Below are 24,580 nucleotides of genomic sequence, written 5' to 3'. Positions count from 1 at the left end.
ACCAGCAACATGCCGATGCCGGCTCCGGCGCTCTGCACGGCGATGTGCCGGGTGCGGCGGGCCACGTCCATGGCTCCGGTCGGTGGTCAGCACTACCTCGGCCGCCTTGTCTCAGGACACCGCCGATACTCCGGACGACAACCGTGAAAACCAGAAGACCGTCGACTGCAAACGCTCCGCACCTGGAGCCTTCCCTCCTGGTCAGCTGCCTCCCTGGGACTTTCGACCTGCCCAGATGGGACCGATCGTCCGCAGAGCGAACACAAATGCCGATCGTTCGGCCTCGCATTTCGGGGACCAACAGCACTTTCGCGGCCGGGAAAGCCGGGACTGTTATGGAAGAGAGTTCAAGGAGCTATCGATGCAGATCAGAGTGCATGACGTCATGTCCAAAGACGTCACATACGTCACCCCTGATGCATCCTTCAAGGACGTCGCTGAGGCATTGATCCGCCACCGAGTGGATGCGCTGCCCGTGCTCGACGATGACAAGCGTGTGGTCGGAATCGTGTCCGAGGCCGATCTACTGCCCAAGGAGGAGTTCAAGGAGCAGTACACCCGCGAGGGCTACCAGCCGCCAATCCGAGCTCGCCTGCGATGGCGCCTGTCGCCGGGCGGCGGCCGGATCACGGGCAAGAGATATGCGAGCACGGTGACCGACCTCATGACCACGCCCGCCATCACCATCCGGCCACAGCAGACCGTGGTGGATGCCATTCGGCTGATGGACGAGAACGGCATCATGTTCCTGCCCGTCGTCGACGGTCACAGTCGCCTGGTCGGCGTCCTCAGCCGCCACGACCTGATCGCGGTACTCGTCCGTACGGACAAGGACCTCTCAGACGAGATCCAGAACAACCTTGATCACTTCGCCTGGGTCAACACGTCCCGGGTCCAGGCCGAGGTCGAAGACGGCATCGTCACCCTCCGGGGGCGTACGCGTACCCGCTCCGACGCCGTGCTCATCGCCAACTCCGCGATCCGGATCAACGGCGTCGTGGACGTGCGCGACGAAATGCTGTGGGACGAGGACGACCTTTAACAGCCCTGAGCCGGGCCAGCCGCATGGCACGCTCCTTGATGTTGCGCAGGCCGTTACGGCGCCCCGTCTCCTCCAGTCCGATGCCGTTGTTCGTGACCACCAGAACGAGCTCGGCGCCGGCGGCCTTGACAATCTGCGCCCGCAGGCTGGGCGCGCTTGGCCGACTCCGGCCGCTCCACCAGCCGTGGCGGTGCTGGACATGCGGCCGCCGGACGGCAGTGGCGTGGACCTGTGCCGGGAGGTGCGTTCGAGGCTGTCGGGGCTGGCGTGCCTGAGTTGACCCTGTTCGCCGATGACGATGCGCTGTTCGACGCGGTGATGGCCGGGGCAGCCAGCTACGTGCTCAGGCAGATGCAGCGCCGCACAGGCGGCGGCGCTGGCCGCACGTCTGCGCGACGAAAGGCCTCCTACATTCCGGAGGGGACGATGAGGAGGTCGTCCTTGTCGAAGGCCACCTCGGACCTCACGTCCACGACTCCCTCGATCAGCCGGATCTGCTCCGCCAATGCGAGGGCCTGTGATTTCCACTCGACCATGCCGCTGATCGTCACCACGCCCTGGTGGATGTCAATGGTGAACGCCGCGGGATTCGGCAGGACGGCTCTGATGTCCGCTATCAGTTCCTCGGCCGGGCGGATGAAGACAAGCAGCACATCATGCTGGTGCAGGGTGCCGATGATGCGTCCGGACTTCATGTCGATCACGGGCAGTTGCTTGACGCGCTTGGCGTGCATCAGCCGGGCCGCGTCCCGCACGGAGGTGCCCGGTGTGACGGTGATCGCCGGGGCGGTCATGAGCTGAGCGGCTGTCACGCCGGCAGCCTTCCGGTGCTCCTGTTGCTGCTGGTGAGATTCGAGGCTAGAGACGCTGTGCCTGACCGTGTCGGCCTCCTTGAGGAGCAGATCGTCTTCGGAGACCACCCCAACCGGCCGCCGGTCAGCGTCGATGACGGTGACCGCGCCTACCGCGAACCGCTCCATGGCCTCCACGATCTCGGCGAAGGATGCCTCCTCCGATACGGCGATGGCCACCCGCCCCATGACGTCCTTGACTTCGAGTGACATGACATCACCTCCCCTTTCACAATCCGTCGGCGCGGCCTCTTCCAGCAGCGGCGAACGTCCCCGATGCCGCGCGACCAAGGCCATGACCAGCCACTGCTACGCGCGGACCACCGCCACCGGGCAGTGGGAGTGACACAGGATTCCCCGGCTGACCGAGCCGAGCAGCATCGAGCCCACGGATCCGCGCCCGTGCGAGCCCACCACCAGCAGGTCCGCCCGCTCTGACGCGTCGATCAGCGCTTCGACGGGATGAGCGGATTGGACGTCCTCGACCACCTTCACCTCCGGGTAGTTTTCGCTGAAAATCTTCACCCGGTCGCGGACGATCTGATGCTGCGCCGTACGAACCTCGTCCATGTCGTAACTGCTGAGCTCTGGTGCGAAGGCGTGCACCGGCAGCTGCCAGGCGTGCACCACCCGCAGCGTGCTCCCGCGCAGCTTCGCCTGTTCGAAGGCGTAGGCGAGCGCGGGCTCGCACTGCGGTGAGTCGTCGACCCCGGCCACCACCTCTTGCCACACCGGCCGCTGCTTGCCGCGCACGACCACGACGGGGCAGTGCACGTGGCCGGCCACCTGCATGCTGACGGAGCCCAGCAACGCGCGGGCGAACCCGCCCAGCCCTTGGCTACCGACCACGATCTCGGTGGCGTCCTTGGCCTGCTCGCGCAGGACCCCACCGGGTGCGCCCTCGATGTCCTCGGTCGTGACCTCGACGGTGGGCTGGCGCTCGCGCACGAGTTCCTCCGCCTCACGCAGGATCCTCTGCCCCTCGCGCTGCAGCACATCCAGGAAAGTGTCATCGGGGAATTTGCGGATCTGGTACGGCGAGCGGTCCACGGCATGGACGATCCGCAGTGGTTCCCGCATGCGAAACGCGTCGTCGGCCGCCCACTCCAGCGCGGCGCGCGAGTTCACTGAGCCGTCGGATCCTACGATGATCACGATACGCCTCCTTCGTCACCCTCCATCCGACCCGCTCGCGCCCACCCGCAGCAGGGCCGGAGGTTGGTCCCGCAAGGGCCGAAGGACCCTGTCCGCCGACCGGGCAGCTGGCTAGCTCCGTGAACATGACCGGCACGGGAGACTTCGGGCGTCGCATCAGCTACCACCGTCACCCGCTCGGCCTCACCGCCGAACAAATGTCCGCCCGGGCGGACATGTCCGCCGACTACGTCCAGCACCTCGAAGGCCATCTGGGCACTTCTGACCCGGGTACGGTGACCCGCCTGGCCACCGCCCTGGAAACGACGGTCAAGGACCTGTTGGGCGGCGGGCGTGATCGCCCGCCCGGCCCCGGATCCGGCTTGGCCGACGCGGTCCAGCAGCGGGATACGGTGTTCCGCCTCCTGCCGCGAGTGATCGGAAGCGGTCAACGGGTGTGGTCCGCGCGGTTCCACCAGGCGGCGGTTGTGACCGCGCCCGCCGCTGCGATCACCACCACCAGCAGCAGGCCGAGCGGGCCTGGTGGGTCCTGGTCCGGTCCGGCGATGCCGGCGTACAGGGCGGGCACCGACCAGGGGAAGACTGCGCCGTAGCCGAGCGCGGCGATGACCTGGGCGGCGAACACGAGGGCGAACAGGACGCCGACGGCGCTCAGGTAGCCGCGGCCGATGCTGGCGGCCAGGGCCAGGGGTGTGGTGGTCAGCGTGGTCAGCGCCGCTGTTGCCACGATGCGTGCGGCGCCTTCGACCGCGGTCGGCCCCGACCAGCCGGGCAGGGCGAGCAGGGTGCCGATCAACAGGCCGAGCCCGGCGAGCAGGAGGGCCAGCAGCAGTGTCCAGATCGCGGCGATGGTGAACTTGGCGGCCACGACGGCGGTGCGGGAGGTGGGCAGGGCGAGCAGGTCGGTGGCGGTGTGGTCGCTGAACTCGCGGCCGAACAGCCAGATGGCGATCAGCCCGTAGATGCCCAGGCCGCCCACCGCGGCGGCCTGGGCGAGCAGGGCGAGATAGCCGGACCAGTCGGCGCTGGCACCCGACAGCTGGGCCTTACCACCGAGCAGGCCGAACGCCCGGGCGCGGGCGGGGTCGGCCAGGATGAACATGAACATCCCGCACACCAGCGCGGCGACGGTGACGGCCAGCGCGGTGATCCAGGGCAGTCGGCTACGTCGTACCTTCAGGAGTTCCGCCCACAGCGCCTCACGCATCCTCGGCCCTCGTTCCGTTCCCTGTCTCGGTCTGCGGGCTCGATCCGACTGTGCGCAGGAAGAAGGCTTCGAGGTCTTCTTCCTGCAGGTGAAGTTCGGTGGGCGGCACTCCGCCGTGGACGAGGATGGTGGCGACCTGCTCGGGCTGGGCCAGGGCGTGCTGGTCGGTGAGCAGCAGGCCGTTCGGCGTGGCGGGTTCGGGGCGGTAGCCGTGTGCGCGCAGCACCGTGTGGGCGGTGTCGTCGTCGCGGGTGGCCAAGCGCAGGTGGCGGCGGCGGTGATGGTCGAGTTGGCCGGCGTCGTGCTCGCCGATGAGGCGGCCGTGGTGCAGGATGCCGATGCGGGTGGCCAGGCGGGCGACCTCGGCCAGCAGGTGGCTGGACAGGAACACCGTGGTGCCGTGCTGGTGGGCCAGGTCGGCGAGCAGGGTGCGGATCTCGGCGACTCCGGCAGGGTCGAGGCCGTTGACGGGTTCGTCGAGGATGAGCAGGCCGGGGGCGTGGATGAGGGCTTTGGCCAGAGCCAGGCGTTGCAGGTTGCCGAGTGACAGGGTGCGGGCGCTGTGGTCGGCGTACGGGGCCAGCGCCAGCCGCTCGATGATGTCGTCGGCGGTGCCGGACAGGCGGCGCAGCCGTCGAATGACCTCCAGGTTCTCGCGCACCGTCAGCTCGGGGTAGGCGCTGGCGGCCTCCACCAGGTAGCCGGTCCGCGCCCAGGCGGAGCGGTCGCCGGCCGAGACAGCGGCGCCCAGGACCCGCACGGTCCCGGCGGTGGGTGCGATCATGCCGAGCAGCATGCGGATCAGGGTCGTCTTGCCGGCGCCGTTAAGGCCGAGCAGAGCGTAGATCTGCCCCGCCTGCACGTGCAGGGTGACGTCGTCGACGGCCGGCACATCGCGATAGTGCTTGCTGAGATGGGTGACCTCGATGACCGGTGTCCGCGTGTCGGGGAGGTGCCGGGCTGTCATATCGGGGGACGCGGGGCCGAGGTTAGAGGGCTCGGGCGGCCTTTCCCGCCCCGTCATCGCGATCGCCTCGAACGCGAAAGGACCCGGCATGATGACGGGACAGTCGGCGAGCAGGGTTCGGGACCCATGCGCACATCCTTGCTCGATGGGATGGACGTGCCGACCAGGCTTCCCGGCTCACCTGGGGGCAGCCTACCTCGATCGGCGCGGCCGTGCGGGACCCGGTCGCTGCCCGGACTGATGCCGATGCCGGATCCCTGATCGCGGCTGTGCCTGCCGCCCTTATCCCGCCTCAGGACACCTTGTGCGACGTGGGCAGCGACATGAGTGGGTCCGGCGCTCGTCGTACGCGTCAGGCGGCTGATTTGCCGCGCCCTCAGTGGTCGGTGTGGCGCTGTTCCTGATTCCAGCGCTGTAGCAAGGCGGGGATTTCGCCGAGCAGAAAGTGGTAGAAGTCGTGCATCTGGACCAGGCGGTGATGGGCCGGATCATCGGCGGCGGTGGCGTCCATCCCGTTCCTGGCCGCTTGGAGCATGGTCTCGATGATCGTGTTCTGGCCGGTGAACAGGGTCGCCCAGACGTCGTCGCGCAACCGGTAGTGCTCGCGGCGGCTGCCGGGGGCGGGCAGGCGTTCGATCAGGCCGACCGACAGCAGCGCCTTGACCGCGCCGGAGACCGAGCCCGCGCTGGCGCCGAGCCGCTCGGCGATGTCACCCATGGTGACCGTCTCGGCGTCGGTGAACAGGAACATCGCCAGCGTGCGCGCGGACATGCGTTGCAGGCCGCCCGCGGTAAGTGCCAGCGCCAGGCGTTCCGCCGCCTGCCACCGCTCGTTCTGGTCGTTCACCCGACACCCCCGCAGATCAGGATAGCGGCATTAGATATGGCTTCAGAAATTTCCGAAACTTCGCTATATTGCGGCTATCAACCTCCACAAGGAGCGCGATGGAGTGCCGGGAAGCCTGGTCGGCGAGCAACAGTGCCGACCCCGAAAGGCGATCCCGATGACCCTTCTCAGCCGCTTGTTCGACGTCCGTCCCGAGAACCGGCATCCGGTACGCGTTGAGCGCGACCTGGTGATCCCGGCCGCTGACGGCGTGCGCCTGCTGGCCGACCGCCACTTCCCCGCCGATGTCGAGCGGCCACCGCTGGTCCTGCTGCGCAGCCCGTACGGCCGGGGCAACGCCCTGGACCGCATGCCCGCGCTGCTGGCCGAACGCGGCTACCAGGTGCTCTACCAGAGCCTGCGCGGTACTGCCGGAGCAGAGGGGCGCTTCGACGGCTTCACCATCGACCCCGCCGATGCCGACGGCACGCTCACCTGGCTTCGTGCCCAGCGCCAGCGGCGCCTCAACGAGGCCACTTCTCTGTTGTCCCGTGGGTACGGTCCAACTCGCCCGGAAGATCCGGGACGGCAGAACCGGTAGCTTCCCGCCGATTCTGGTAGCGACCTACGTGATCAGAGGAATGAGGCAGGCGTAGAGTCCGAGCAGCAGTAACGCCTCAGACCGGCTCAAACGCTTGCCACGCGCCAGCAGCGCCCAGGTGACCAGGCTGACGCCGACCATGGCAGCGACAACAACCACAGGGATGGTGATCACCGCACCAGGCGCAGTGAAGGCGATGATCGCCCCGCCCGCCAGGCTATTGATCAGATTGCTGCCCAGCAGATTGCCGATGAGCAGGTCGCCCTCGCCGCGCCGCTGCGCCTGCACCGTTGTCACCAGTTCCGGCAACGACGTGCCCAGGGCGACCAGTGTGAAACCGATCACCTCTGCCGAGACGCCGGCCCGCGAGGCCAGCTCGGACGCGCCCGCGACGAGCAGTTGAGCTCCGGCCAGGGTTCCGCCCAGCCCGAATACGGTCCTGACCGCCTCAGCCGGCAGGCGGTGGCGTGCCAGCGGCTCGGCAAGATAGCCGGACGTCTCGGCAGCGATCGGGTCGGCCGGTATCGCACGGGCGAACCGCACCAGCAGGACGAACGATCCGATCAGCGCCAAGGCGAGACCCAGGCCCGGCAACGGGCCCAGGCCGTACAGCAGCGCGATCGCGAACACCGTTACAGCCGCCACTGACAACGGCGCCTCGCGCCGAAGGATCGACGAACGCACCGCCAGTGCCGCCGTGAGCCCGCCCACTCCCAGCACCAGCGTCAGGTTGATCACATTGGACCCGACAAGGCCGGCCACAGCCAGCCCTGCCTGGCCCTGCGCGCCTGCGGTACCAGCCACAACCAGTTCGGGAGCGCTGGTTCCGAAGCCGATGATCACGATGCCCACGATTATGGGAGAGATGCCCAGCTGTTCGGCTAACCGGCCGGATCCCAGCACGAGTTGATCGGCGCTGACGGCAAGGAGGGCCAGCCCAGCCAGACTGAGCGCTACCAGAATGAACACGACAACGTCCCTTTCATGGTGACGATGCCGACCAGACTTCCCGGCGCTCCGCCCTCGACGGTAGCAGCATGCAACCGGATTGACCATGCGGCCTCTAACGAGTTCATGACGAGCCACCAGTAGTGCACAGATCACCGTCAACGACGCCGCGGACGCCGTCAGACCCGACGGATCAACAGGCGCGCCAATGGCACTGGTCAGGAAGCGGTGTGCCCGTTCGTCGCCAACCAACTGTTCTGGGCGGCCCGTATGCACGCCGCTAGCGTCGCGCAACCATCGCAGCCGCCGCGCCACCTGGCCCTCCAGGAGCTGACCACCGTTATCAAAGAGGCAGCCACCGACCAGGCGCTGGCCGACTGCCTCCAGTCGCTGGGGTGTCGCGTCGTAGCCGAGGACGGCGTCGCTGCCGCAGTCACACGAACCCGCAGCGCCGCCCCGCCGGGGCGAAGGCGGGATCGGTGAGGATGTGCCAGCCGTCGAGTTCCACCGGGACGGTGGGCCCGCCCACGCACGTGAGGATTGTCATGGGCGGGCCACCTTCGGCTTCATCGATCGAGAGTTCCTTACAGGCTCGCACGGGAGGATGGTCCTGCGTGTTTCAGAGCCCAGGCCAGGGCGTGATCCGCCACGGCTTCCCAGCCGGGCGCGCCGCACGTCCAGTGGTCGCGGCCGGCGAACTCGTAGTAGTCGGTGAGTGCGGGTGACTTGTGGTAATGCCTGGCGTTCGACTTGTTCACCGACGGCGGCATGATGTGGTCCTCTTCCCCGCCGATGAACAGCAGCGGCGCGCGGTCGGCGGAGTAGTCCACCCAGGTGTCCTGGTGGCCGGGCTTGAAGTTGGCGAACAGCCCGTACTCCCACACCCAGTAGCCAGGGGCGGCGATGGCATACCGCTCCCACACGTTGCGCGATTCCTCTTCGGTGAGGGTGTTGGTGAAGGCGTAGTGAAACTCCTCGGGCGTGAAGCCGACAGCCTTGTGCCGGTTGGCGGGGTTCTTCAGGGCCGGGAACAGGGATTTGGCCTGGGAGAGCGGGTTGACCCGGACGCCCTCGGTCGGGGCGGAGTCGATGACCACCCCGGCCGAGCCCAGCCCTCGGGCCAGGAGGAGCTGGGTGAGGGTGCCGCCGAAGGAGTGACCGATGATGATCGGCGGGGTGGGTACGGCCTCGATAACGCGCGCCAGGTGGTCGACGGTCTCCGGGACGGTCAGCCCGGCGATGACCTCCGGGCTCTCGCGCAGCGCCTCGACTTCGATGTCGAAGCCGGGGTAGGCGGGCGCCAGGACGGTCAGGCCCTTGGCCTCGTAGTACCGGACCCAGTGCTCCCAACTGCGCGGGGTGACCCACAGGCCGTGTACCAGGACCACGGTGTCGGGGCGGAAGGTGTCGTTCACGGTCGGCTCCGTCTCCCGGTCAGGCGTCGATGAAGGCGAGCAGGTCGGCGTGCAGGCGGTCGCGATCGGTGTCGGGCAGGGCGTGCCCGCTGCCCTCGTAGACCTTCAGCACGGCGCCCTCGACCATGTCGGCCGATCGCCTACCGCCCACCTCAAAGGGCACGATCTGGTCGTCGTCCCCGTGAACGACCAACGTGGGCACGTCGATCTTGGCCAGGTCCGGACGGAAGTCGGTGGCCGAGAACGCCGCGATGCACTCGTAGGCGGCCCGGTGCCCGCACGCCATGCTCTGCAGCCAGAAGGCGTCCCGGAATCCCTGGGGTACGTCCTGCCGGCGGTTATGGCCGAAGAACGGGCCGTCGGCCAGGTCGCGGTAGAGCTGGGAGCGGTTGGCCGCCTCCCCCGCGCGGATCGCGTCGAAGGTCTCGAGTGGCATGCCGTCGGGGTTGTCGTCGGTCCGTACCATCAGCGGCGGCACGGCCGATACCAGGACGGCCTTCGAGACGCGGGCGGTGCTGTGCCGGCCCATGTAGTGGACGATCTCCCCACCGCCGGTGGAATGCCCGACCAGGGTGAGCTCCCGCAAGTCGAGGTGGTTGATCAGGCAGGCCAGGTCGTCGGCGTAGGTGTCCATCTCGTTGCCGTGCCAGGTCTGCGAGGAGCGGCCGTGCCCGCGCCGGTCGTGCGCGATGGCACGGTGCCCGTGCTCGGCCAGGAAGAGCGCGGTCGCTTCCCAGGCGTCGGAGTTGAGCGGCCAGCCATGGCTGAGCAGGACCGGCGATCCGCCGGTTCCCCAGTCCCTGTAGAAGATCCGGGCGCCGTCGTCGGTGGTGATATAGGGCATGGAAGCCTCCTTCGGCTCGATCGGACGGATCGAGAGTGGCTCCCACGCGGGCCGGAGCGGACCACGCGATTCACGTAGTCCCTCAGCGGTCGCGGGCTTGAAGCTTGTCTGTCAGCTGGCGTCGGGAGGAGACGCCGAGTTTCATGAAGACCTTGCGAAGGTGATAGTCGACGGTGTTGGCGCTGATGAAGAGGCTGGCCGCGATCTCCGGATTGGTGTGCCCGGCCGCAGCCAGCCGCGCGATGGCTTGCTCCTGGCTGGTCAGCTCGGGTGTCCTGGTGCTGCTGCGGGTGACCGGCTTGGCCCCGGTGGCTTCGAGCTCGGCCCGCGCACGGGCCAGGAACATCTCGGCGCCGGCGCGTTCGAACAGCTGGATCGCGACCTGCAACTGCTCGCTCGCCTCCCGGCGCCGCCGCATCCGCCGTAGCCACTCGCCGTACAACAGGTGGGCGCGAGCCAGATCGATCTCCGCGCAGGTTCGCCCGAGTGCTCGGACCGCCTCCTGAAAGTGCGTCTCCGCGCTCGTGTCCTCGCTGATCAGAGCCCGCGTGCGATGAGTCACCCCGCGGCACCACGCCGATCCGTTGGCCCCGGCGAGTTCGTCAAGCAGGTCGACGTACGGGTGCCCCTCGTGTGCGTGCCCGCTCCGGACGGCGGCTTCGACGAAGTCGGGATACTGGGTGGGCGTCACCTGCAGCCACGGGTCGTCGATCAGCGGCTTGAGCCGGTCGTAGGCATCCCGGTAATGGCCTTCGGCGAGGTCTCGGAGCGCGACGGCCGCGACCGCGGAAGAGCCGACCCCGCCGAAACCGACGGCGTTCGCCCCATCCGCGATGGCCATGACGACATGCCGGGGCGAGCCGGTCCATGCCATCAACGCGGCATTGATCACGTTCTCCGCGTCGTAGCCCATCGCCAGCCGTACCTCACGAACCTGCGCCATGGCCTCCTCGGCACGCCGGACCGTCCCACCGGTCAGCTCGGCCAGCGAGATGGTCCACATCAAAACGTCGAGCGCCTGCAGCGCGCCCGCCTCGCGGGCCGCCTCGACCGCCCGCGCGAGCACAGCCCGCCGACCCGCGTCATCCCACAGGTAGGTGCCCAGCGCCGCGATCGCCGAGCCCATGTGCACCATCACGTGGTCCGGCAGCTCCAGGATCGCGCTGAACGCCGCCCGCGCGAGCGGAACCGCCTGCTCGTACGGCTGCAGCATGAGCGCACCGATCCCGGCCAGGATGCTCGCGTCCAGCCCCTCGCCCAGCCTTTCGCCCCGTGTAGGTGCGGCCTCAAGACGCCGGCCCAGTGCTTGCCTGGAGACCCCCTGCATCAGCCGCTCGGCGGCCATGTAGCACTCGAAGGCCTGCAACAGCGCCCGCTGTTCGCGCTCGGAGTCGACGCCGTGGAAGTCGTCGGCGGCGCGCATGAGGTCGGAGGTCGCATGCGTCAGCACGGCGGGGTCGGCGCTGAACTGGCCGATCCCGCACCGCACGACCATCATCCGGCCCCGGTCGACCCGTCCGGAGGCGGACAGGTCGATCCTGTCCAGCAGCTCGCGGGACACCTGGACCGCGCCGACGGCGAGCGAGGCCTCCGCGGCGCCGATCAGCCGCGAGTCCTTGGCCGGTCCGGGTGGGGTCAGTTCGGCGGCACGCGCCAGAATGCTCGCCCGGGAGGCGAGACCACCCCGGCGCGCGGCCAGATCGGCTGTGTGCTCCAGCCGGTCGGCGACCTGCGCGTCGGTGCCGAGGGTGGCCTTGGCCGCGTGCCACGCCTCCAGTTCGACCATGCCGAGCCGGTCGGCGGCGGCGGCCAGTGCTCGGTGTGCCTGCCTGCGTCCGGCTCCGGACGCGGCGTTGTAGATGGCGGAGCGCACCAGCGGATGCCGGAAACGGATCATTTCCCGCAACGTGACCAGGTGTGCGGACTCGGCCCGGTCCACGACGTCCTTGCCGAGCGCCATCGTTTCGGCGGCGGCGGTGACGAGATCGAGGTTGCCCGTGGTGTCCGTGGCAGCCAGCAGGACCCATTGCTGGACCTGGGCGTCGGACTGCCGCACCTGCCGGACGTAGTGCTCTTCGAGATGGCGGCCCACCGGGATCGGGTCGGCGCCGAGCCCAAGTCCGCCGAGTTCCTGCGCCGACAGGTCCTCGGCCAGGTCAATAAGCGCCAGCGGGTTCCCGCCGGTGGCACGGGCGATCGCGGCCGCGGAAACGGGGTCGATCGGCGCGTTGAGCGAGCGTCGCAGCAGAGCCGTCGCGGGTTCCTGGCCGAGCCCGGTCAGCGTCAGCTCGGGGATGCCGCCCATCCGCGCAGCGAGACCATCGTCGTCCCGGGCTGCGAACAGCAGCGCGACCGGCTCGACGGCCAGCCGCCGGGCCGCGAACGCCATGACGTCCAGGCTCTCGGGATCCAGCAGGTGCGCATCGTCCACAGCACAGACCACGGGCGTCGTGGCGGCGGCCGCGGCGAGCAGAGCGAGCACACCCATGCCCACCAGGAACCGATCGGGCGGCGGCCCTTCCGCCATGCCCGAGGCCACCTCGATCGCCTGCCGCTGCCGCTCGGACAGAACCGGCTCGTAGCTGCCCAGCGGGATGATGAGCCGCTGGATCGCGGCGAACGGGAGCGTCATCTCCGCCTCCACGCCGTCCAGCCGCAGCAGCGACATGCCGGCCGCGCCAGCGGCCTCGCCGAGCAACGTGGTCTTGCCGATACCCGGCTCGCCGGTGATCAGCAACGAGCCGCCCCGGCCGTTGCGTGCCTGGCTGAGCAGTAGCTGCAGGCGCCGCCGCTCCTCGTTGCGCCCGAGCAGCGCACCCCCTTGGGTCATGACGACGACGGTAGGCCACGCGGGAAAGCGATTCCACGGTGGGGGACCACGAACTTCACGTGGTCCCCCACCGCTGGTCACCGGCTGACGATGGGCGGGTTCCATCCACTCCTCGACAGGAGGGCTCATGACATCCCCGACCTCTCATCGCGGGCGCCGGCCGCTCCGGATGATCACCGCCTCGGTGATCGCGGTCGTCCTCGGCCTGCTGGGCCTGGTCGGCCCGGCCGCCGCGGCACAGCCGGTCGGCTCCGCCGGCCGTACCACCAAACCGACGATCATCCTCGTCCACGGCGCCTTCGCCGACTCCAGCGGCTGGAACCCCGTCGCCGCCCGGCTGCTCGCCGCCGGCTACAAGGTGCTCGCCTTCGCCAACCCCCTGCGCGGCCCCCGGGCGGATGGCGAATACCTGCGCCAGTTCCTGACCAGCATCGACGGCCCGGTCGTACTGGTCGGTCATTCGTACGGCGGGGCGGTCATCAGCAACGGCGCCACCGGCAACCCGAACGTCAAGGCCCTGGTGTACGTGGCGGCCTACGCTCTCGACGAGGGCGAGAGCGTGGCCGCCGCCAACACCCTGGGCGGTGGCCACACCGAGGTCACCGACCACCTCATCGTGCGTCCTTATCCCGGCGCCGCCGAGGGCGACGGTGACGCCTACATCGACCCCGCCCACTTCCACCGCCTGTTCGCCCAGGACCTGCCGCTGAGCGTGACCGGCGTCATGGCCGCTTCCCAGCGTCCAGGTGCCCTTGCCGCGCTCCTCACGCCGTCCGGCCCGCCGGCCTGGAAGACGGTGCCGAGCTGGTATCTCATCTCCCGGCAGGACAGAATCATCCCGCCCCAAGCCGAACGCGCCATGGCCAAGCGAGCCAAGGCCACCACCGTCGAGATCGACAGCTCGCACGTCGCGATGCAGAGCCACCCCGGGGTGGTGACCAAACTCATCCTGCAGGCCGCCCGCTAGGTAGCAGCGCTGTCCGGCGCCCTCACGGTGCCGGACAGCTCGTTGGTCGGAAGGCATCTCGGAGAACGCTCCAGTGCTGGTCTGACTCACATCCGGGGGTTCGAGTTGCTTGTGGGGAAAAGGGAGTTCCTCACCGCCGGCCTACATCACCGCAGGACGAGGTGGCGCTGGTAGCCATGGGCTTCGCGGGCTGCGCGTACTTGATCATCTGGTCGTAGTTCGCGAGCGCCGCTCGGACGCCTCAACCGCGCAGCAGATCCTCCCGCCTGGCCAGCAGTCGCGCTCGTTCTTTGGACAGCTCGGCGTCACGGTGCCGCAGGTGCGTCCCCACGTCCTGGATCCATCGGGCCGTCCGCTCGACCTCGGCACGGGTGTTCTCAATGCGCTGATGCTTCATCACATCGGTGATGATGTTGTCGAAGACCGTGTCGACGAACCACCGCGTGTCCACCTTGGGCAGGCGGGCATGCGCGGAGACACCGACGTCGGCGAGTTCGCGAGAGAAGACGTCCAGGGCCCGCTGGGCGTGCCAGGCGGCCTCGTCGGCGGAGCGCAGCCGGTTGTGCTCGATGGCGTCGGCGATCAGACCGCCGCCTAAGAGGTCCCAGGTGGAGGCGCCCTTGGCCGAGCCGAGGTAGCCGAGCACCTGGGCCAGCGCGTGGAGTGCGGCCTGCCCGGCCTGGTACGCCTCCGTGTGTTCGCGCAGCTCCGCCGAGACGCGGTCGAGGGCGGCACCGAGGTCCGTCAGCTCACTGGCGCGGGCATCACCGCGGGCGAGGAGGTACCGCTCCTTCTCGGCCAGCAGCTTCTCGTACTCCTCCGAGGCCGTCACGAGCCCGGCCAACTCGGCCTCGATCGCCCGCGCGTCCGCCTCGATTTGGGCCAGCCGGGCCCGGTGGCCGTCGAGACGCTGCCTGGCGGCGGCGGCCTCGGCACGCTCGCGGTCCAGCAACTCCTCGCGCTGGTTCACCAGGCGGGCCAGGAAAGCGGTCAGTCCGCCTTCCAGGCGGGTGACGTCGGCCTCCTCTTTGGACAGGTCCTTCTCCAGGCAGGTCAGGGTGTGGTGGGCCTGCTGGATCTGCTCCGCGGTGGCCGCATGCTGGCGCCGCAGGTGGTCGGCCCGGTGCGTGCGGGCGGCCGCCGCGCGCAGCCGCTCGTCGAGATCTGAAGAGCTCGTCACGCTTCGGATGACGAACAAACAACCCCAGATGTTCCACCCAGGCGGTCACCGAGCTCGGCCCTCCGCTCCCGAACGTGTCCCCAGCCCCAAAGTAGGAATTGCTCTTGGGTCATCGATCTGCCCGGCAGTCAGCAGCATGTAGCCCTTTGGACAGCGGTCGACGATATGGCACGAAAAGTGAAGTTCACGGCCATTCCATGTGCAGTTGAGCTGCGGAAATGCCGTCGATCATGGCCTTTACGGCGCCAAACGTTCTCAGATCTCTTGTCGGTCGGACCAGCGTTGACAGGGGCCTTGACCGGCACCCTTTACAGCCTGTGCTTGTCATACTCCGTACGGTGCGCGCATCATGCTGGGATGGGCAAAGTGGGATCTTGGTTACAGAAGTGGTGGCAAGGCGGTGAAGGGTCCGGGCAGGAGACTTCGCACGGGCCGCTGGAGACGTTCGCGGTGCGAACGCTGTATGACCAGTTCGGGCACGAGATCTACGCACGCGCAGCCGCCGACGCGGCCTTCAGCGCGGCGATCAGCGAACAGGTAGCGGAGCTGCGGGAGCTCGGCGAGGACGATCCGCAGCTGTCCAAGATTCTCTCCGGTCAGAGCGGCAAGGTCTCCCTGGACTTCTTCCTGCTGGGCCACACCTACGCCGTTCTATCCTACCTGCTGGAGGCCGCGCTACGTCCGGATGCCCTCACGCCCGCCTCGGTCGACCCCGACTTCGCGGCCGTACGCCTGGGCGCGGTGTTCCATCTGGCCTTCGACGGCGGCCTGCTGCAGCTGTGGCCGCTCCGATGCCCGATGCCGAGCCGCTGATCACAAAGGTGCGTGTCATGGCTGTCCTTCTCCGGCCAGGCCCGGCCGGCTCGTCGGGGCCGGCTGTCTCCGGCCTTGTGTGCGGTGGCCCGGGACGCGCGGGCAGTGCGGCGCCGCCGTGCCCGGGCAGTGCCGCGGCAGCCTGAGCGTGGTGCTGCTGGCCACCGCGCTGCCAGGCCAGGGACTTCGGCTCGTCGAGCTTGCCGATGTTCGGCATCTAGCCGAGCTGAAGTTGTGGACGGGGTTTGGTCTTGCCTGTTGTCCGCCGCCAAAGGCGGAGTAGTGGCCCTCCATCACGGAGGGCCCCGACCGTGCGCTGGGGTCAGTTCTGGTGACCGCACGCCGACGTGGAGTTCACCTTCTTGGCCACGATGAGGGCAGCGTCGGGCTGAGGCATCGGCGGGCCTGCAGCGGGCTTCCTCCACGTCCGCATCGCCTACTCGAAGAGCTCCTCGGGCATGGCGTCGGAGCCGAGTGCGGCCGGGTCGCCCTGCATGACGTTCGCGGCGATTTCGCGCCGGACGATGCGCCAGCCGTCGGCGCGGCGCTCCCACGTGTCGATCCACGAACCGGTGACGTCGAAGTACAGGTGGCTGCGTTCCCCGGCCCCCTGGTGGCGTGCCAGGCAGTACGTGTCCGTGCTTGCCGTGTCTCCGTCGACGTTGACGAGAACGCTTCCGGTGAGGTGGATGGTCGGTCCGCAGTTGGCGAGGAAGCCGCTGAGCTGTTCGCGCATCTCCTTGACACCGGTGCTCTCGCCGTGCTGAACCCTGCTTTGGGGGCCGCGCCGTCAGCCAAGTCTTCGTCGCTCATAGAAGAGTGAAGGCAAGGAATGGGAAGGAGTCAAGGATACGACCGCGGACTTAGGTCAACCCGACCGCTGGCTTGCTGCCGAGAACTTGCCAGACCGGGGAACGACGGAACTGATCGTGCGGCTTCGTGGCTAACCCGCGCTCGACGATGAAGCATGTAGCTCTACGAGATACCTGCCGGTTGGGAGCCGCCTCCCGCGAAGCCGAGGCATGGAAGCGCAGTCCACGGGGCCAGCCGCGCTGGTCTTGCAGAGAAAGCCCCGGTTCTCGACCTGGAGGGCGTGTTCGCGTGGGGCACCGGCGGCAGGCGACTCTCGGTTGGGCTGGAGCCTCTCAGCAGGCCAACTGCCAGAACCACGGAGCATGCCTTCATGCCCCTCAGCGGCTCCCTCTACGGGACGCCACTCAAGATCCCTCGGATGGCCCCGAGAATCTACTTGAACACGGCACCGTGCGGTCACGAGGTTCGGCGCGACGGTCAAATGACGGTCAAACGATCAAGAGGCCAGATCCGCGATCACGGGATCTAGCCTCTGAGCTGGTGAAACTCTGTGGGGCTACCAGGACTTGAACCTGGGACCTCTTCCTTATCAGGGAAGCGCTCTAACCGTCTGAGCTATAGCCCCGCGCACACCGAACGTTATCGCATCCGCAGGACGGAGGCGAACCGGTTGTTCGGACGAGGAAAAGCTTACCGCCTCCAGCGTGCTGCTCGCGCCGTCCCCGCCCACGGGAACGGCGCGAGCGCCACGTCTACTCGGCCTCGCTGAACGTCACCTCGACGCCCCCGACCAGGTCAGAGGCGATGTTGTAGATGACCGCCCCCAACGTGGAGAGGGCCGTGATCAGTACGACGTTCACAGCGCCGATCAGCGCCGTGTAGCCGAGGATCCGCACCGGCTCGAACCAGGAGGCGATGTTGATCGGGATGGAGCTCTGCCCCTGCTCACCCTGGCCGAGCTGGTTGACCAGGTCGACCAGCGAGTCGAACACGCCCAGGGCCGACAGCACGCCGTACAGGACGGCCACCGCCACGAACAGCACCACGAAGCAGACCAGGGACACCACGAAGCTGAACTTCATGGCCGACCACGGCTCGACGCGGCGCAGGACCAGGTGGGCCTTGCGGGGGAGCCGGGACCCCGAGGAGTTGGACGACTTCTTCTTGGGCAGTTCGAGGGCGGGCGGGGCCTCGGTGGCGAGCGACGGACGGACGCGGACCGTGTCGTTGCCCTCCGGAGGCGCCTGCTGCGGTCCAGGACCGGAACCCGGGCCAGGGCCACCAGGGCCGCCAGGACCAGGGCCGGAGCCAAGGCCGGGGCCCGGGGCAGGCGTGGGCATGGGTGACGGCGCGGGGGCCGTCGACCGCGACTCCTCCTTGGGCGGGCCTGGCTTGCCCTGCGCGGGCGACGTGTCCTTGCCGTCGTCGACCGCGCCGAAGATCTCGGTTTCGGTGGGCTTCTTCGGCTGTTGTCCGTTACCCGAAGCCGCCTTCGTCCTGGCGGTGCCACCCTGGGCGCTCATGAACTACTCTCCTCCCCCGTCTTCCTCAGTCTCCACCGAAGTCTCCATCGACTCAGCGTTCCGGGCGAGGGCCACCACGCTGTCGCCTTCAGCGAGATTCATCAATCGCACTCCCATGGTCTGGCGGCCGGACTGCTTGATCTCACCGGCACTCGTCCGGATCACCCCGCCGGCGAACGTGATCGCGAAGACCTCGTCCTCTGGGTTGACCATGACGGCACCGACCAGCTTGCCACGGGAAGACACGATTTTCGCAGTAAGCACGCCCCTACCGCCACGTCCTTGAACTGGATACTGCTCCACTGGCGTCCGTTTTGCGTACCCACCCTCCGTGGCGATAAGCACATCTTGACCGTCGGCGAGCCGATTCATGGCGAGAAGTTCGTCACCATCGAGGAACCTCATGCCGATCACACCGCTGGTCGCGCGCCCCATGGGACGCAGCGCATCGTCGGAAGCGGTGAACCTGATCGACTGGGCACCCTTGGAGACCAGCAGCAGGTCGTCGTTCTCGGAGACCAGGCGGGCCCCGATGACCTCGTCGTCGTCCCGCAGGTTGATCGCGATCAGGCCACCGGACCTGGGGGAGTCGTACTCGGACAGACGGGTCTTCTTCACCAGCCCGCTGCGGGTCGCGAGCACGAGATAGGGCGCGACGTCATAGTCGCGTAGGTCGAGAACCTCCATAACTGTTTCGTCGGGCTGCATCGCCAAAAGGTTCGCGAGATGCATGCCACGCGCGTCGCGCCCGGCGTCAGGCAGCTCGTACGCCTTGACCCGGTAGACCCGGCCCTTGTTCGTGAAGAACAGCAGCCAGTGATGCGTCGTGGTGACGAAGAAGTGGTCGACCAGGTCGTCCTGGCGCAGCTGGGCGCCGCGCACACCCTTGCCGCCGCGCTTCTGCGCCCGGTAGAGGTCGGTACGCGTGCGCTTGGCGTAGCCGCCCCGGGTGATCGTGACGACGATCTCGTCCTCGGCGATGAGGTCCTCGATCGACATGTCGCCGTCGTAGGCGATGATCTCGGTCTGCCGGTCGTCGCCGTAGCGGCCGACGATCTCGGCGAGCTCCTCGTTGATGATCTCCCGCTGGCGGGACTCGCTGGCCAGGATCGCGTTGTACTCGGCGATCTGCGTCATCAGGGAGTCGTACTCGTCCTGGATGGCCTGCCGCTCCAGGGCGGCCAGCTTGCGCAGCTGCATGTCGAGGATGGCCTGCGCCTGCACCTCGTCGATCTCCAGCAGCGCCATGAGGCCCTGCTGGGCGTGCGAGGCGGACTCCGAGGCCCGGATGAGGGCGATGACCTCGTCGAGCCGCTCAAGGGCCTTCAGCAGGCCGCGCAGGATGTGGGCGCGCTCCTCGGCCTTGCGCAGGAGGTAGCGCGTCCGGCGGACGATGACCTCGATCTGGTGCGCGACGTAGTGCCGGATGAACTGGTCGAGCCGCAGCGTGCGCGGCACCCCGTCGACCAGGGCCAGCATGTTGGCGCCGAAGGTGTCCTGGAGCTGGGTGTGCTTGTACAGGTTGTTGAGGACGACCTTGGCGACCGCGTCGCGCTTGAGCACGATCACCAGGCGCTGCCCGACCCGCGAGGAGCTCTCGTCGCGTACGTCGGCGATGCCGGTCAGCTTGCCCTCGCGCACCAGCTCAGCGATCTTGAGCGCGAGGTTGTCGGGGTTGACCTGGTACGGCAGCTCCGTGACGACGAGCGCCTGCCGGCCCTTGTCCTCCTCGACCTCGACCACGGCCCGCATGGTGATGGAGCCGCGCCCGGTGCGGTAGGCGTCCTCGATGCCCCGCCGCCCGACGATCAGCGCCTTGGTGGGGAAGTCGGGCCCCTTGACCAGCCTGATCGAGGCCTCGAGCAGCTCCTCGTCACTGGCCTCGGGGTTTTCCAGGGCCCACTTGACCGCCGAGGAGACCTCGCGCAGGTTGTGCGGCGGGATGTTGGTGGCCATGCCGACGGCGATGCCGCCCGAGCCGTTGACCAGCAACTGCGGGAAGCGCGCCGGCAGGACGTCGGGCTCCTGCGACTTGCCGTCGTAGTTGGGGCGGAAGTCGACGGTGTCCTTGTCGATGTCGCGCAGCATCTCCATGGCGATGGGCGCGAGCTTGCACTCGGTGTAGCGCATCGCCGCCGCCGGGTCGTTGCCGGGCGAGCCGAAGTTGCCCTGCCCGTCGACCAGCGGGTATCGCAGCGACCACGGCTGCGCCAGGCGGACCAGCGCGTCGTAGATCGAGGTGTCGCCGTGGGGGTGGTAGGTGCCCATCACGTCACCGACGACGCGGGCGCACTTGAAGTAGCCGCGGTCGGGACGGTAGCCACCGTCGTACATCGCGTAGAGCACTCGCCGGTGGACCGGCTTGAGACCGTCGCGGACATCCGGCAGCGCCCTGGACACGATGACCGACATCGCGTAGTCCATGTAACTGCGCTGCATCTCGGACTGGATGTCCACCGGTTCGATGCGCTCAGCCGGGGGAGTGGTGTTCACGTCCGTCACAGGTGATGATCCTTTTTCTGGCTAAACATCGAGGAAGCGGACGTCGCGCGCGTTGCGGATGATGAAGTCACGCCGCGCCTCCACGTCCTCGCCCATAAGCACGCTGAACAGGTCGTCGGCCTGCGCCGCGTCGTCGAGCGTGACCAGGCGGAGCAGCCGGGTCTCCGGGTTCATCGTGGTCTCCCAGAGCTGGCCCGCGTTCATCTCGCCGAGGCCCTTGAAGCGCTGGACGTTGTCCCGCGGCCGCGGGTCGGCCTTGCCGTTCGCGATCCCCTCGGCGATGACCGCGTCGCGCTCGGCGTCGGAGTACGCGTAGGAGGCGTCCTCGCCCTTGCGGTCCCACTTGATCTTGTACAGCGGCGGGCACGACAGGTAGACGTGGCCGGCCTCGATCAGCGGCCTCATGAACCGGAACAGCAGCGTCAGCAGCAGCGTGTTGATGTGCTGGCCGTCGACGTCGGCGTCGGCCATGAGGATGACCTTGTGGTAGCGCAGCTTGGTGATGTCGAACTCGTCGTGCACACCGGTGCCCAGCGCGGTGATCAGCGCCTGGACCTCGTTGTTCTTCAGGACCTTGTCGATCCGCGCCTTCTCGACGTTGAGGATCTTGCCGCGGATGGGCAGGATCGCCTGGAAGCGCGAGTCGCGGCCGCCCTTGGCCGAGCCGCCCGCCGAGTCACCCTCGACGATGAACAGCTCGCACCGCTCCGGGTCGTTCCACTGGCAGTCGGCCAGCTTGCCCGGCAGGCCGCTGCCCGACTCGAGCAGCGACTTGCGCCTGGTCAGGTCGCGGGCCTGGCGGGCGGCGATGCGGGCGCGCGAGGCCTGCAGCGACTTGTTGATGATGTCCTTGGCCTCGCCGGGGTTGCGCTCGAACCAGTCGCGCAGGTGGTCGTTGCAGGCCTTCTGCACGAACGACTTGGCCTCGGTGTTGCCCAGCTTGGTCTTGGTCTGGCCCTCGAACTGCGGGTCGGACAGCTTGACCGAGATGATCGCGGTCAGGCCCTCGCGGACGTCCTCACCGGAGAGGTTGTCGTCCTTGCCCTCCTTGAGGAACTTCTGCTCGCGCGCGTAGCGGTTGACGATCGTCGTCAGCGCGGCGCGGAAGCCCTCCTCGTGGGTGCCGCCCTCGGCCGTGTTGATCGTGTTGGCGAAGGTGTAGACCGACTCGGAGTAGGAGTTGTTCCACTGCATGGCGATCTCGACCGCGATGCCGTCGCCCTCCTCCTCGAAGGAGATGATCGACGCGTGCGCCGGCTCCTTCTTGGTGTTGAGGTGCTGGACGAAGTCGGCCAGACCGCCCTCGTAGCAGTAGGTGACGGTGTGCGACTCGCCGTTGACGTGGTCGGGGCGCTCGTCGGTGAGCGTGATCGTCAGGCCCTTGTTGAGGAAGGCCATCTCCTGGAAGCGGCGCGAGAGCGTCTCGTAGTTCCAGGCGGTGGTCTCGAAGATCTCGGCGTCCGGCCAGAACGCGATCGTGGTACCGGTCTCGCCGGTCTCCTCGCCCTTGGCCAGGGGCGCGACGGGCTTGGAGTGCTCGTAGCGCTGGCGCCAGTAGTGGCCGTTCTGCTTGACCTCGACGTCCATGGCTGTGGACAGCGCGTTGACGACGGCCGAGCCGACGCCGTGCAGACCGCCGGAGACCGCGTAGGACTGGCTGTCGAACTTGCCGCCCGCATGGAGCGTGGTCAGCACGACCTCGACGGCCGAGCGCTTTTCCACAGGGTGGATGCCCGTGGGGATGCCGCGGCCGTCGTCGACCACGCGTACGCCGTTGTCGGCCATGAGCGTGATGTCGATCCTGGTGGCGTAGCCGGCGAGGGCCTCGTCCACCGCGTTGTCCACAATCTCGTAGACGAGGTGGTGCAGGCCGCGCTCACCGGTCGACCCGATATACATACCCGGGCGCTTGCGAACCGCCTCAAGCCCCTCGAGTACGGTGATAGAGCTAGCGTCGTAGGACAACTGCGAAATCCTCCTGCCGCGGACACGCGGCGGGGGAGGCCATCGACCTGCGAAAGCTGCCCCTACCGTGCCCGTCACCGTCGTGAGTGCCCCGATGCGCGGTCACCCAGGAGAGTCGGCTTACCGCCGGGGTGACACGCACGCGGACGTGTCCGGAATCCGTCTTCAGTCTACCGGGTCCGGAGCCCGAAGGTGGCATGGAACGCGCCTGTGATGGCCCCTAGCTCGTTTTGCCCCCTGGTAAGCATCCCCCCTTCGGAAAGGGGGCTTATCGCGTCTGTGGCTTTCTGATCGCCCCAGGGGGCTAACCGCAGCGGCGAAAACGCTGCCGCTGGCCGAGGCCGTCCGTAGCTGCCGCGGACGGCCGCCGGACGCGGCTATCCGTACGTGTCGCCCGGGCCCCGGCTTCCGGTCACCCGCAACCCGCCTGTCGGCCGCGGCGCATTCTGCGGGCCTCTGACCTTTACCTTTGTGACCGTGCCGTCGCCGAGCTCCTCGTTGAGCCGGCGTACGAGGGTGCGGGCGAGCAGCCGCACCTGCGTCGCCCAGGCCGTGGAGTCGGCCACGATCAGCACCTCGCCGTCCTCGAACGACTCGGGCTTGGTGTGTGCGGCCAGGTCAGGGCCCACGATGTCGATCCAGCGCCCGAACACCCCGCCGACCGCCGCCGAGCGCTCCCAGCCGCGATCGGCCAGGAGGTCGGCGATGGCACGTCCGAAAAGCTGTGGATCGCCGCCCTCCCTGCGCGGCCCCGCCGCCTTGCGCCTGGGCTCGCGCCGGGGGAGCTGGCCGCGCTTGGCGGCGTCGGCCTTGGCCTGGGCGAGCTTCTCCCTGGCCATCGCGGCTCCCCTGGCCGCGGGATTGTCGTCAGCGGACACGGGTCACGCTCCCTTCCACCACGTCGAACCGGCCCCCCACCAGCTCCGCGGGCACGTCGTCCGGCACGGCGGCGGTGATGAGCACCTGCTCGGCGGGCGCGACGATCTCGGCCAGCCGCCGCCTGCGCTGGCTGTCGAGCTCGGCGAACACGTCGTCGAGGATCAGCACGGGGTCGCCGCCGTCGGCCCGCAGCAGGTCGTACGCAGCCAGCCGCAGCGCCAGCGCGAACGACCAGGACTCGCCATGGCTGGCGTAGCCCCGGGCGGGCAGGTCGCCCAGGCCGAGGATCAGGTCGTCGCGGTGCGGGCCGACGAGCGTGACGCCGCGTTCGAGCTCCGCCGGGCGGACCTCCAATAGCCGCTCGCGCAGCCGTTGTTCAAGGGTTTTCCCCAAGTCTGTGGATAACGTCTGTGTATCAAAAGATCCCCGCTCACCGGCGGCTTCGTCGTCCTGGACACCCTCATCGTCATCCCCACCTGTGGACAACGTGCTGCGGTAGGCCAGCGTCGCGGGGGCGCTCCCGGGGGCGAGCGCGGAGTAGGAGCCGGCCACCAGCGGGCGCAGCGCCTCGACGAGCTCCAGCCGGGCCGCCAGCAGCTCCGCGCCGTGCTTGGCGAGGTGGGCGTCCCACACCTCCAGAGTGCTCAGCACGTCCCCAGCGCCGGCCGCGGAGAACCCACTGTCACTCTCGGCCCGTCTGGCGCTCCTGCTGCCCCTGCGGGCCTGCGCGGCCGTACGCAGGAGCGCGCCGCGCTGCTTGAGCACCCGGTCGTAGTCGGCCCGGACACCGGCGAACCTGGGCGTCCTGGCCACCAGCAGGTCGTCGAGGAAGCGGCGCCGCTCGGCCGGGTCGCCCTTGGACAGCGACAGGTCCTCGGGGGCGAACAGCACCGTACGCAGCAGGCCGACGACGTCGCGGGCCCTGGACACGGGGGAGCGGTTGAGCCTGGCGCGGTTGGCCCGCCCCGGGTTGAGCTCAAGCTCGACCAGCGCCCGGCGGTCATCCCTGTGGACGGCGCAGCGCACGATCGCCCGCGTGGCGCCCATGCGCACCAGCGGCGCGTCGCTCGACACCCGATGGCTGGAGTGCGTCGCGACGTAGCCGAGGGCCTCGACCAGGTTGGTCTTGCCCTGGCCGTTGGGCCCCACGAACGCCGTGACGCCCGGCTCCAGGCCGAGCTCCACGGACGCGTACGACCTGAAATCGGTCAGCGAGAGGTGGGCGACATGCACCCCACGAGGTTAGTGCGCC

At 68.5% G+C, this 24,580-nt stretch carries 19 protein-coding genes, 1 tRNA gene and 2 pseudogenes; 5 read left to right on the top strand and 17 right to left on the bottom strand.

Going from position 1 to position 24,580, the window contains the following annotated elements; all coding sequences use genetic code 11:
* Window positions 1-106: 106 nt before the first annotated feature.
* Together ABZS69_RS50695 and ABZS69_RS50690 are read left to right on the top strand one after the other, a co-directional pair.
* Entirely contained in the window at window positions 107-1,042 is a 936-nt protein-coding gene (locus ABZS69_RS50695; RefSeq protein ID WP_355387215.1) for a CBS domain-containing protein, read from the top strand.
* A 166-nt stretch (window positions 1,043-1,208) separates the two neighbouring features.
* Window positions 1,209-1,396 (top strand): annotated as a pseudogene (locus tag ABZS69_RS50690) (DNA-binding response regulator); the annotation flags it as partial.
* A 53-nt stretch (window positions 1,397-1,449) separates the two neighbouring features.
* Here ABZS69_RS50690 and ABZS69_RS50685 read toward each other — a convergent pair.
* The 5 genes from ABZS69_RS50685 to ABZS69_RS50665 form a co-directional block, all read right to left on the bottom strand.
* The gene (locus ABZS69_RS50685) at window positions 1,450-2,190 is read right to left on the bottom strand and encodes a CBS domain-containing protein (RefSeq protein WP_355387212.1); all 741 of its coding nucleotides are present in this window, start codon (window positions 2,188-2,190) and stop codon (window positions 1,450-1,452) included.
* 12 nt (window positions 2,191-2,202) lie between these two features.
* Window positions 2,203-3,048: a universal stress protein gene (locus ABZS69_RS50680; RefSeq protein WP_355387209.1), complete on the bottom strand. Its 846-nt coding sequence runs from the start codon at window positions 3,046-3,048 to the stop codon at window positions 2,203-2,205.
* Between the two features lie 427 nt (window positions 3,049-3,475).
* Window positions 3,476-4,255, bottom strand: a complete 780-nt coding sequence (locus ABZS69_RS50675) for an ABC transporter permease (RefSeq protein ID WP_355387206.1) — start codon at window positions 4,253-4,255, stop codon at window positions 3,476-3,478.
* Window positions 4,248-5,222: an ABC transporter ATP-binding protein gene (locus ABZS69_RS50670; RefSeq protein WP_355387204.1), complete on the bottom strand. Its 975-nt coding sequence runs from the start codon at window positions 5,220-5,222 to the stop codon at window positions 4,248-4,250. Before ABZS69_RS50670 ends, ABZS69_RS50675 begins: the two co-directional genes overlap by 8 nt.
* Window positions 5,223-5,598: 376 nt before the next feature.
* Entirely contained in the window at window positions 5,599-6,069 is a 471-nt protein-coding gene (locus ABZS69_RS50665) for a MarR family transcriptional regulator (RefSeq protein WP_355387201.1), read from the bottom strand.
* 157 nt (window positions 6,070-6,226) lie between these two features.
* Here ABZS69_RS50665 and ABZS69_RS50660 point away from each other — a divergent pair, with 157 nt between their 5' ends.
* A complete protein-coding gene (locus ABZS69_RS50660; protein WP_355387198.1) occupies window positions 6,227-6,649 on the top strand; it encodes a CocE/NonD family hydrolase in 423 nt (140 codons plus the stop codon).
* 24 nt (window positions 6,650-6,673) lie between these two features.
* On the opposite strand, the gene ABZS69_RS50655 is transcribed toward ABZS69_RS50660, so the two are convergent.
* The 4 genes from ABZS69_RS50655 to ABZS69_RS50640 form a co-directional block, all read right to left on the bottom strand.
* Window positions 6,674-7,618, bottom strand: a complete 945-nt coding sequence (locus tag ABZS69_RS50655) for a hypothetical protein (RefSeq protein WP_355387195.1) — start codon at window positions 7,616-7,618, stop codon at window positions 6,674-6,676.
* Between the two features lie 563 nt (window positions 7,619-8,181).
* Entirely contained in the window at window positions 8,182-9,012 is an 831-nt protein-coding gene (locus tag ABZS69_RS50650) for an alpha/beta hydrolase (protein WP_355387192.1), read from the bottom strand.
* A 19-nt stretch (window positions 9,013-9,031) separates the two neighbouring features.
* Window positions 9,032-9,856, bottom strand: coding sequence for an alpha/beta hydrolase (locus ABZS69_RS50645; protein ID WP_355387190.1), 825 nt, complete (start codon window positions 9,854-9,856; stop codon window positions 9,032-9,034).
* Window positions 9,857-9,938: 82 nt separating this feature from the next.
* Window positions 9,939-12,686 carry an AAA family ATPase gene (locus tag ABZS69_RS50640; RefSeq protein ID WP_355387187.1) on the bottom strand — a complete coding sequence of 916 codons (2,748 nt, stop codon included), beginning with the start codon at window positions 12,684-12,686 and terminating at the stop codon, window positions 9,939-9,941.
* A gap of 127 nt (window positions 12,687-12,813) precedes the next feature.
* Between ABZS69_RS50640 and ABZS69_RS50635 the strand changes: the two genes are divergently transcribed.
* Window positions 12,814-13,653, top strand: a complete 840-nt coding sequence (locus ABZS69_RS50635; protein WP_355387184.1) for an alpha/beta hydrolase — start codon at window positions 12,814-12,816, stop codon at window positions 13,651-13,653.
* Between the two features lie 241 nt (window positions 13,654-13,894).
* On the opposite strand, the gene ABZS69_RS50630 is transcribed toward ABZS69_RS50635, so the two are convergent.
* Window positions 13,895-14,833, bottom strand: coding sequence for a hypothetical protein (locus ABZS69_RS50630; RefSeq protein WP_355387181.1), 939 nt, complete (start codon window positions 14,831-14,833; stop codon window positions 13,895-13,897).
* 450 nt (window positions 14,834-15,283) lie between these two features.
* Between ABZS69_RS50630 and ABZS69_RS50625 the strand changes: the two genes are divergently transcribed.
* Entirely contained in the window at window positions 15,284-15,646 is a 363-nt protein-coding gene (locus ABZS69_RS50625) for a hypothetical protein (protein WP_355387178.1), read from the top strand.
* Window positions 15,647-16,082: 436 nt separating this feature from the next.
* Here the strand turns inward: ABZS69_RS50625 and ABZS69_RS50620 are convergent.
* The 7 genes and pseudogenes from ABZS69_RS50620 to recF form a co-directional block, all read right to left on the bottom strand.
* Window positions 16,083-16,394 (bottom strand): annotated as a pseudogene (locus ABZS69_RS50620) (nuclear transport factor 2 family protein); the annotation flags it as partial.
* A gap of 616 nt (window positions 16,395-17,010) precedes the next feature.
* Window positions 17,011-17,084, bottom strand: a tRNA-Ile gene (locus ABZS69_RS50615).
* Window positions 17,085-17,211: 127 nt separating this feature from the next.
* A complete protein-coding gene (locus tag ABZS69_RS50610) occupies window positions 17,212-17,982 on the bottom strand; it encodes a DUF3566 domain-containing protein (protein ID WP_355387175.1) in 771 nt (256 codons plus the stop codon).
* A 3-nt stretch (window positions 17,983-17,985) separates the two neighbouring features.
* Window positions 17,986-20,484, bottom strand: a complete 2,499-nt coding sequence (gene gyrA, locus ABZS69_RS50605) for a DNA gyrase subunit A (protein WP_355387172.1) — start codon at window positions 20,482-20,484, stop codon at window positions 17,986-17,988.
* 21 nt (window positions 20,485-20,505) lie between these two features.
* Window positions 20,506-22,449, bottom strand: coding sequence for a DNA topoisomerase (ATP-hydrolyzing) subunit B (gyrB, locus tag ABZS69_RS50600; RefSeq protein WP_355387167.1), 1,944 nt, complete (start codon window positions 22,447-22,449; stop codon window positions 20,506-20,508).
* A 377-nt stretch (window positions 22,450-22,826) separates the two neighbouring features.
* Window positions 22,827-23,327 (bottom strand): DciA family protein, encoded by a 501-nt coding sequence (locus tag ABZS69_RS50595; protein ID WP_355387165.1) that lies wholly within the window; start codon window positions 23,325-23,327, stop codon window positions 22,827-22,829.
* Window positions 23,317-24,561 carry a DNA replication/repair protein RecF gene (gene recF, locus ABZS69_RS50590; protein ID WP_355387162.1) on the bottom strand — a complete coding sequence of 415 codons (1,245 nt, stop codon included), beginning with the start codon at window positions 24,559-24,561 and terminating at the stop codon, window positions 23,317-23,319. The genes ABZS69_RS50595 and recF overlap by 11 nt, the downstream gene beginning before the upstream one ends.
* Window positions 24,562-24,580: the final 19 nt, after the last annotated feature.

The organism is Nonomuraea sp. NPDC005650, from assembly GCF_040605375.1.
Classification (GTDB): Bacteria; Actinomycetota; Actinomycetes; order Streptosporangiales; family Streptosporangiaceae; genus Nonomuraea.
The sequence above is the reverse complement of the archived record's forward strand: the minus strand, read 5'-3'. Positions and strand labels throughout refer to the sequence as shown.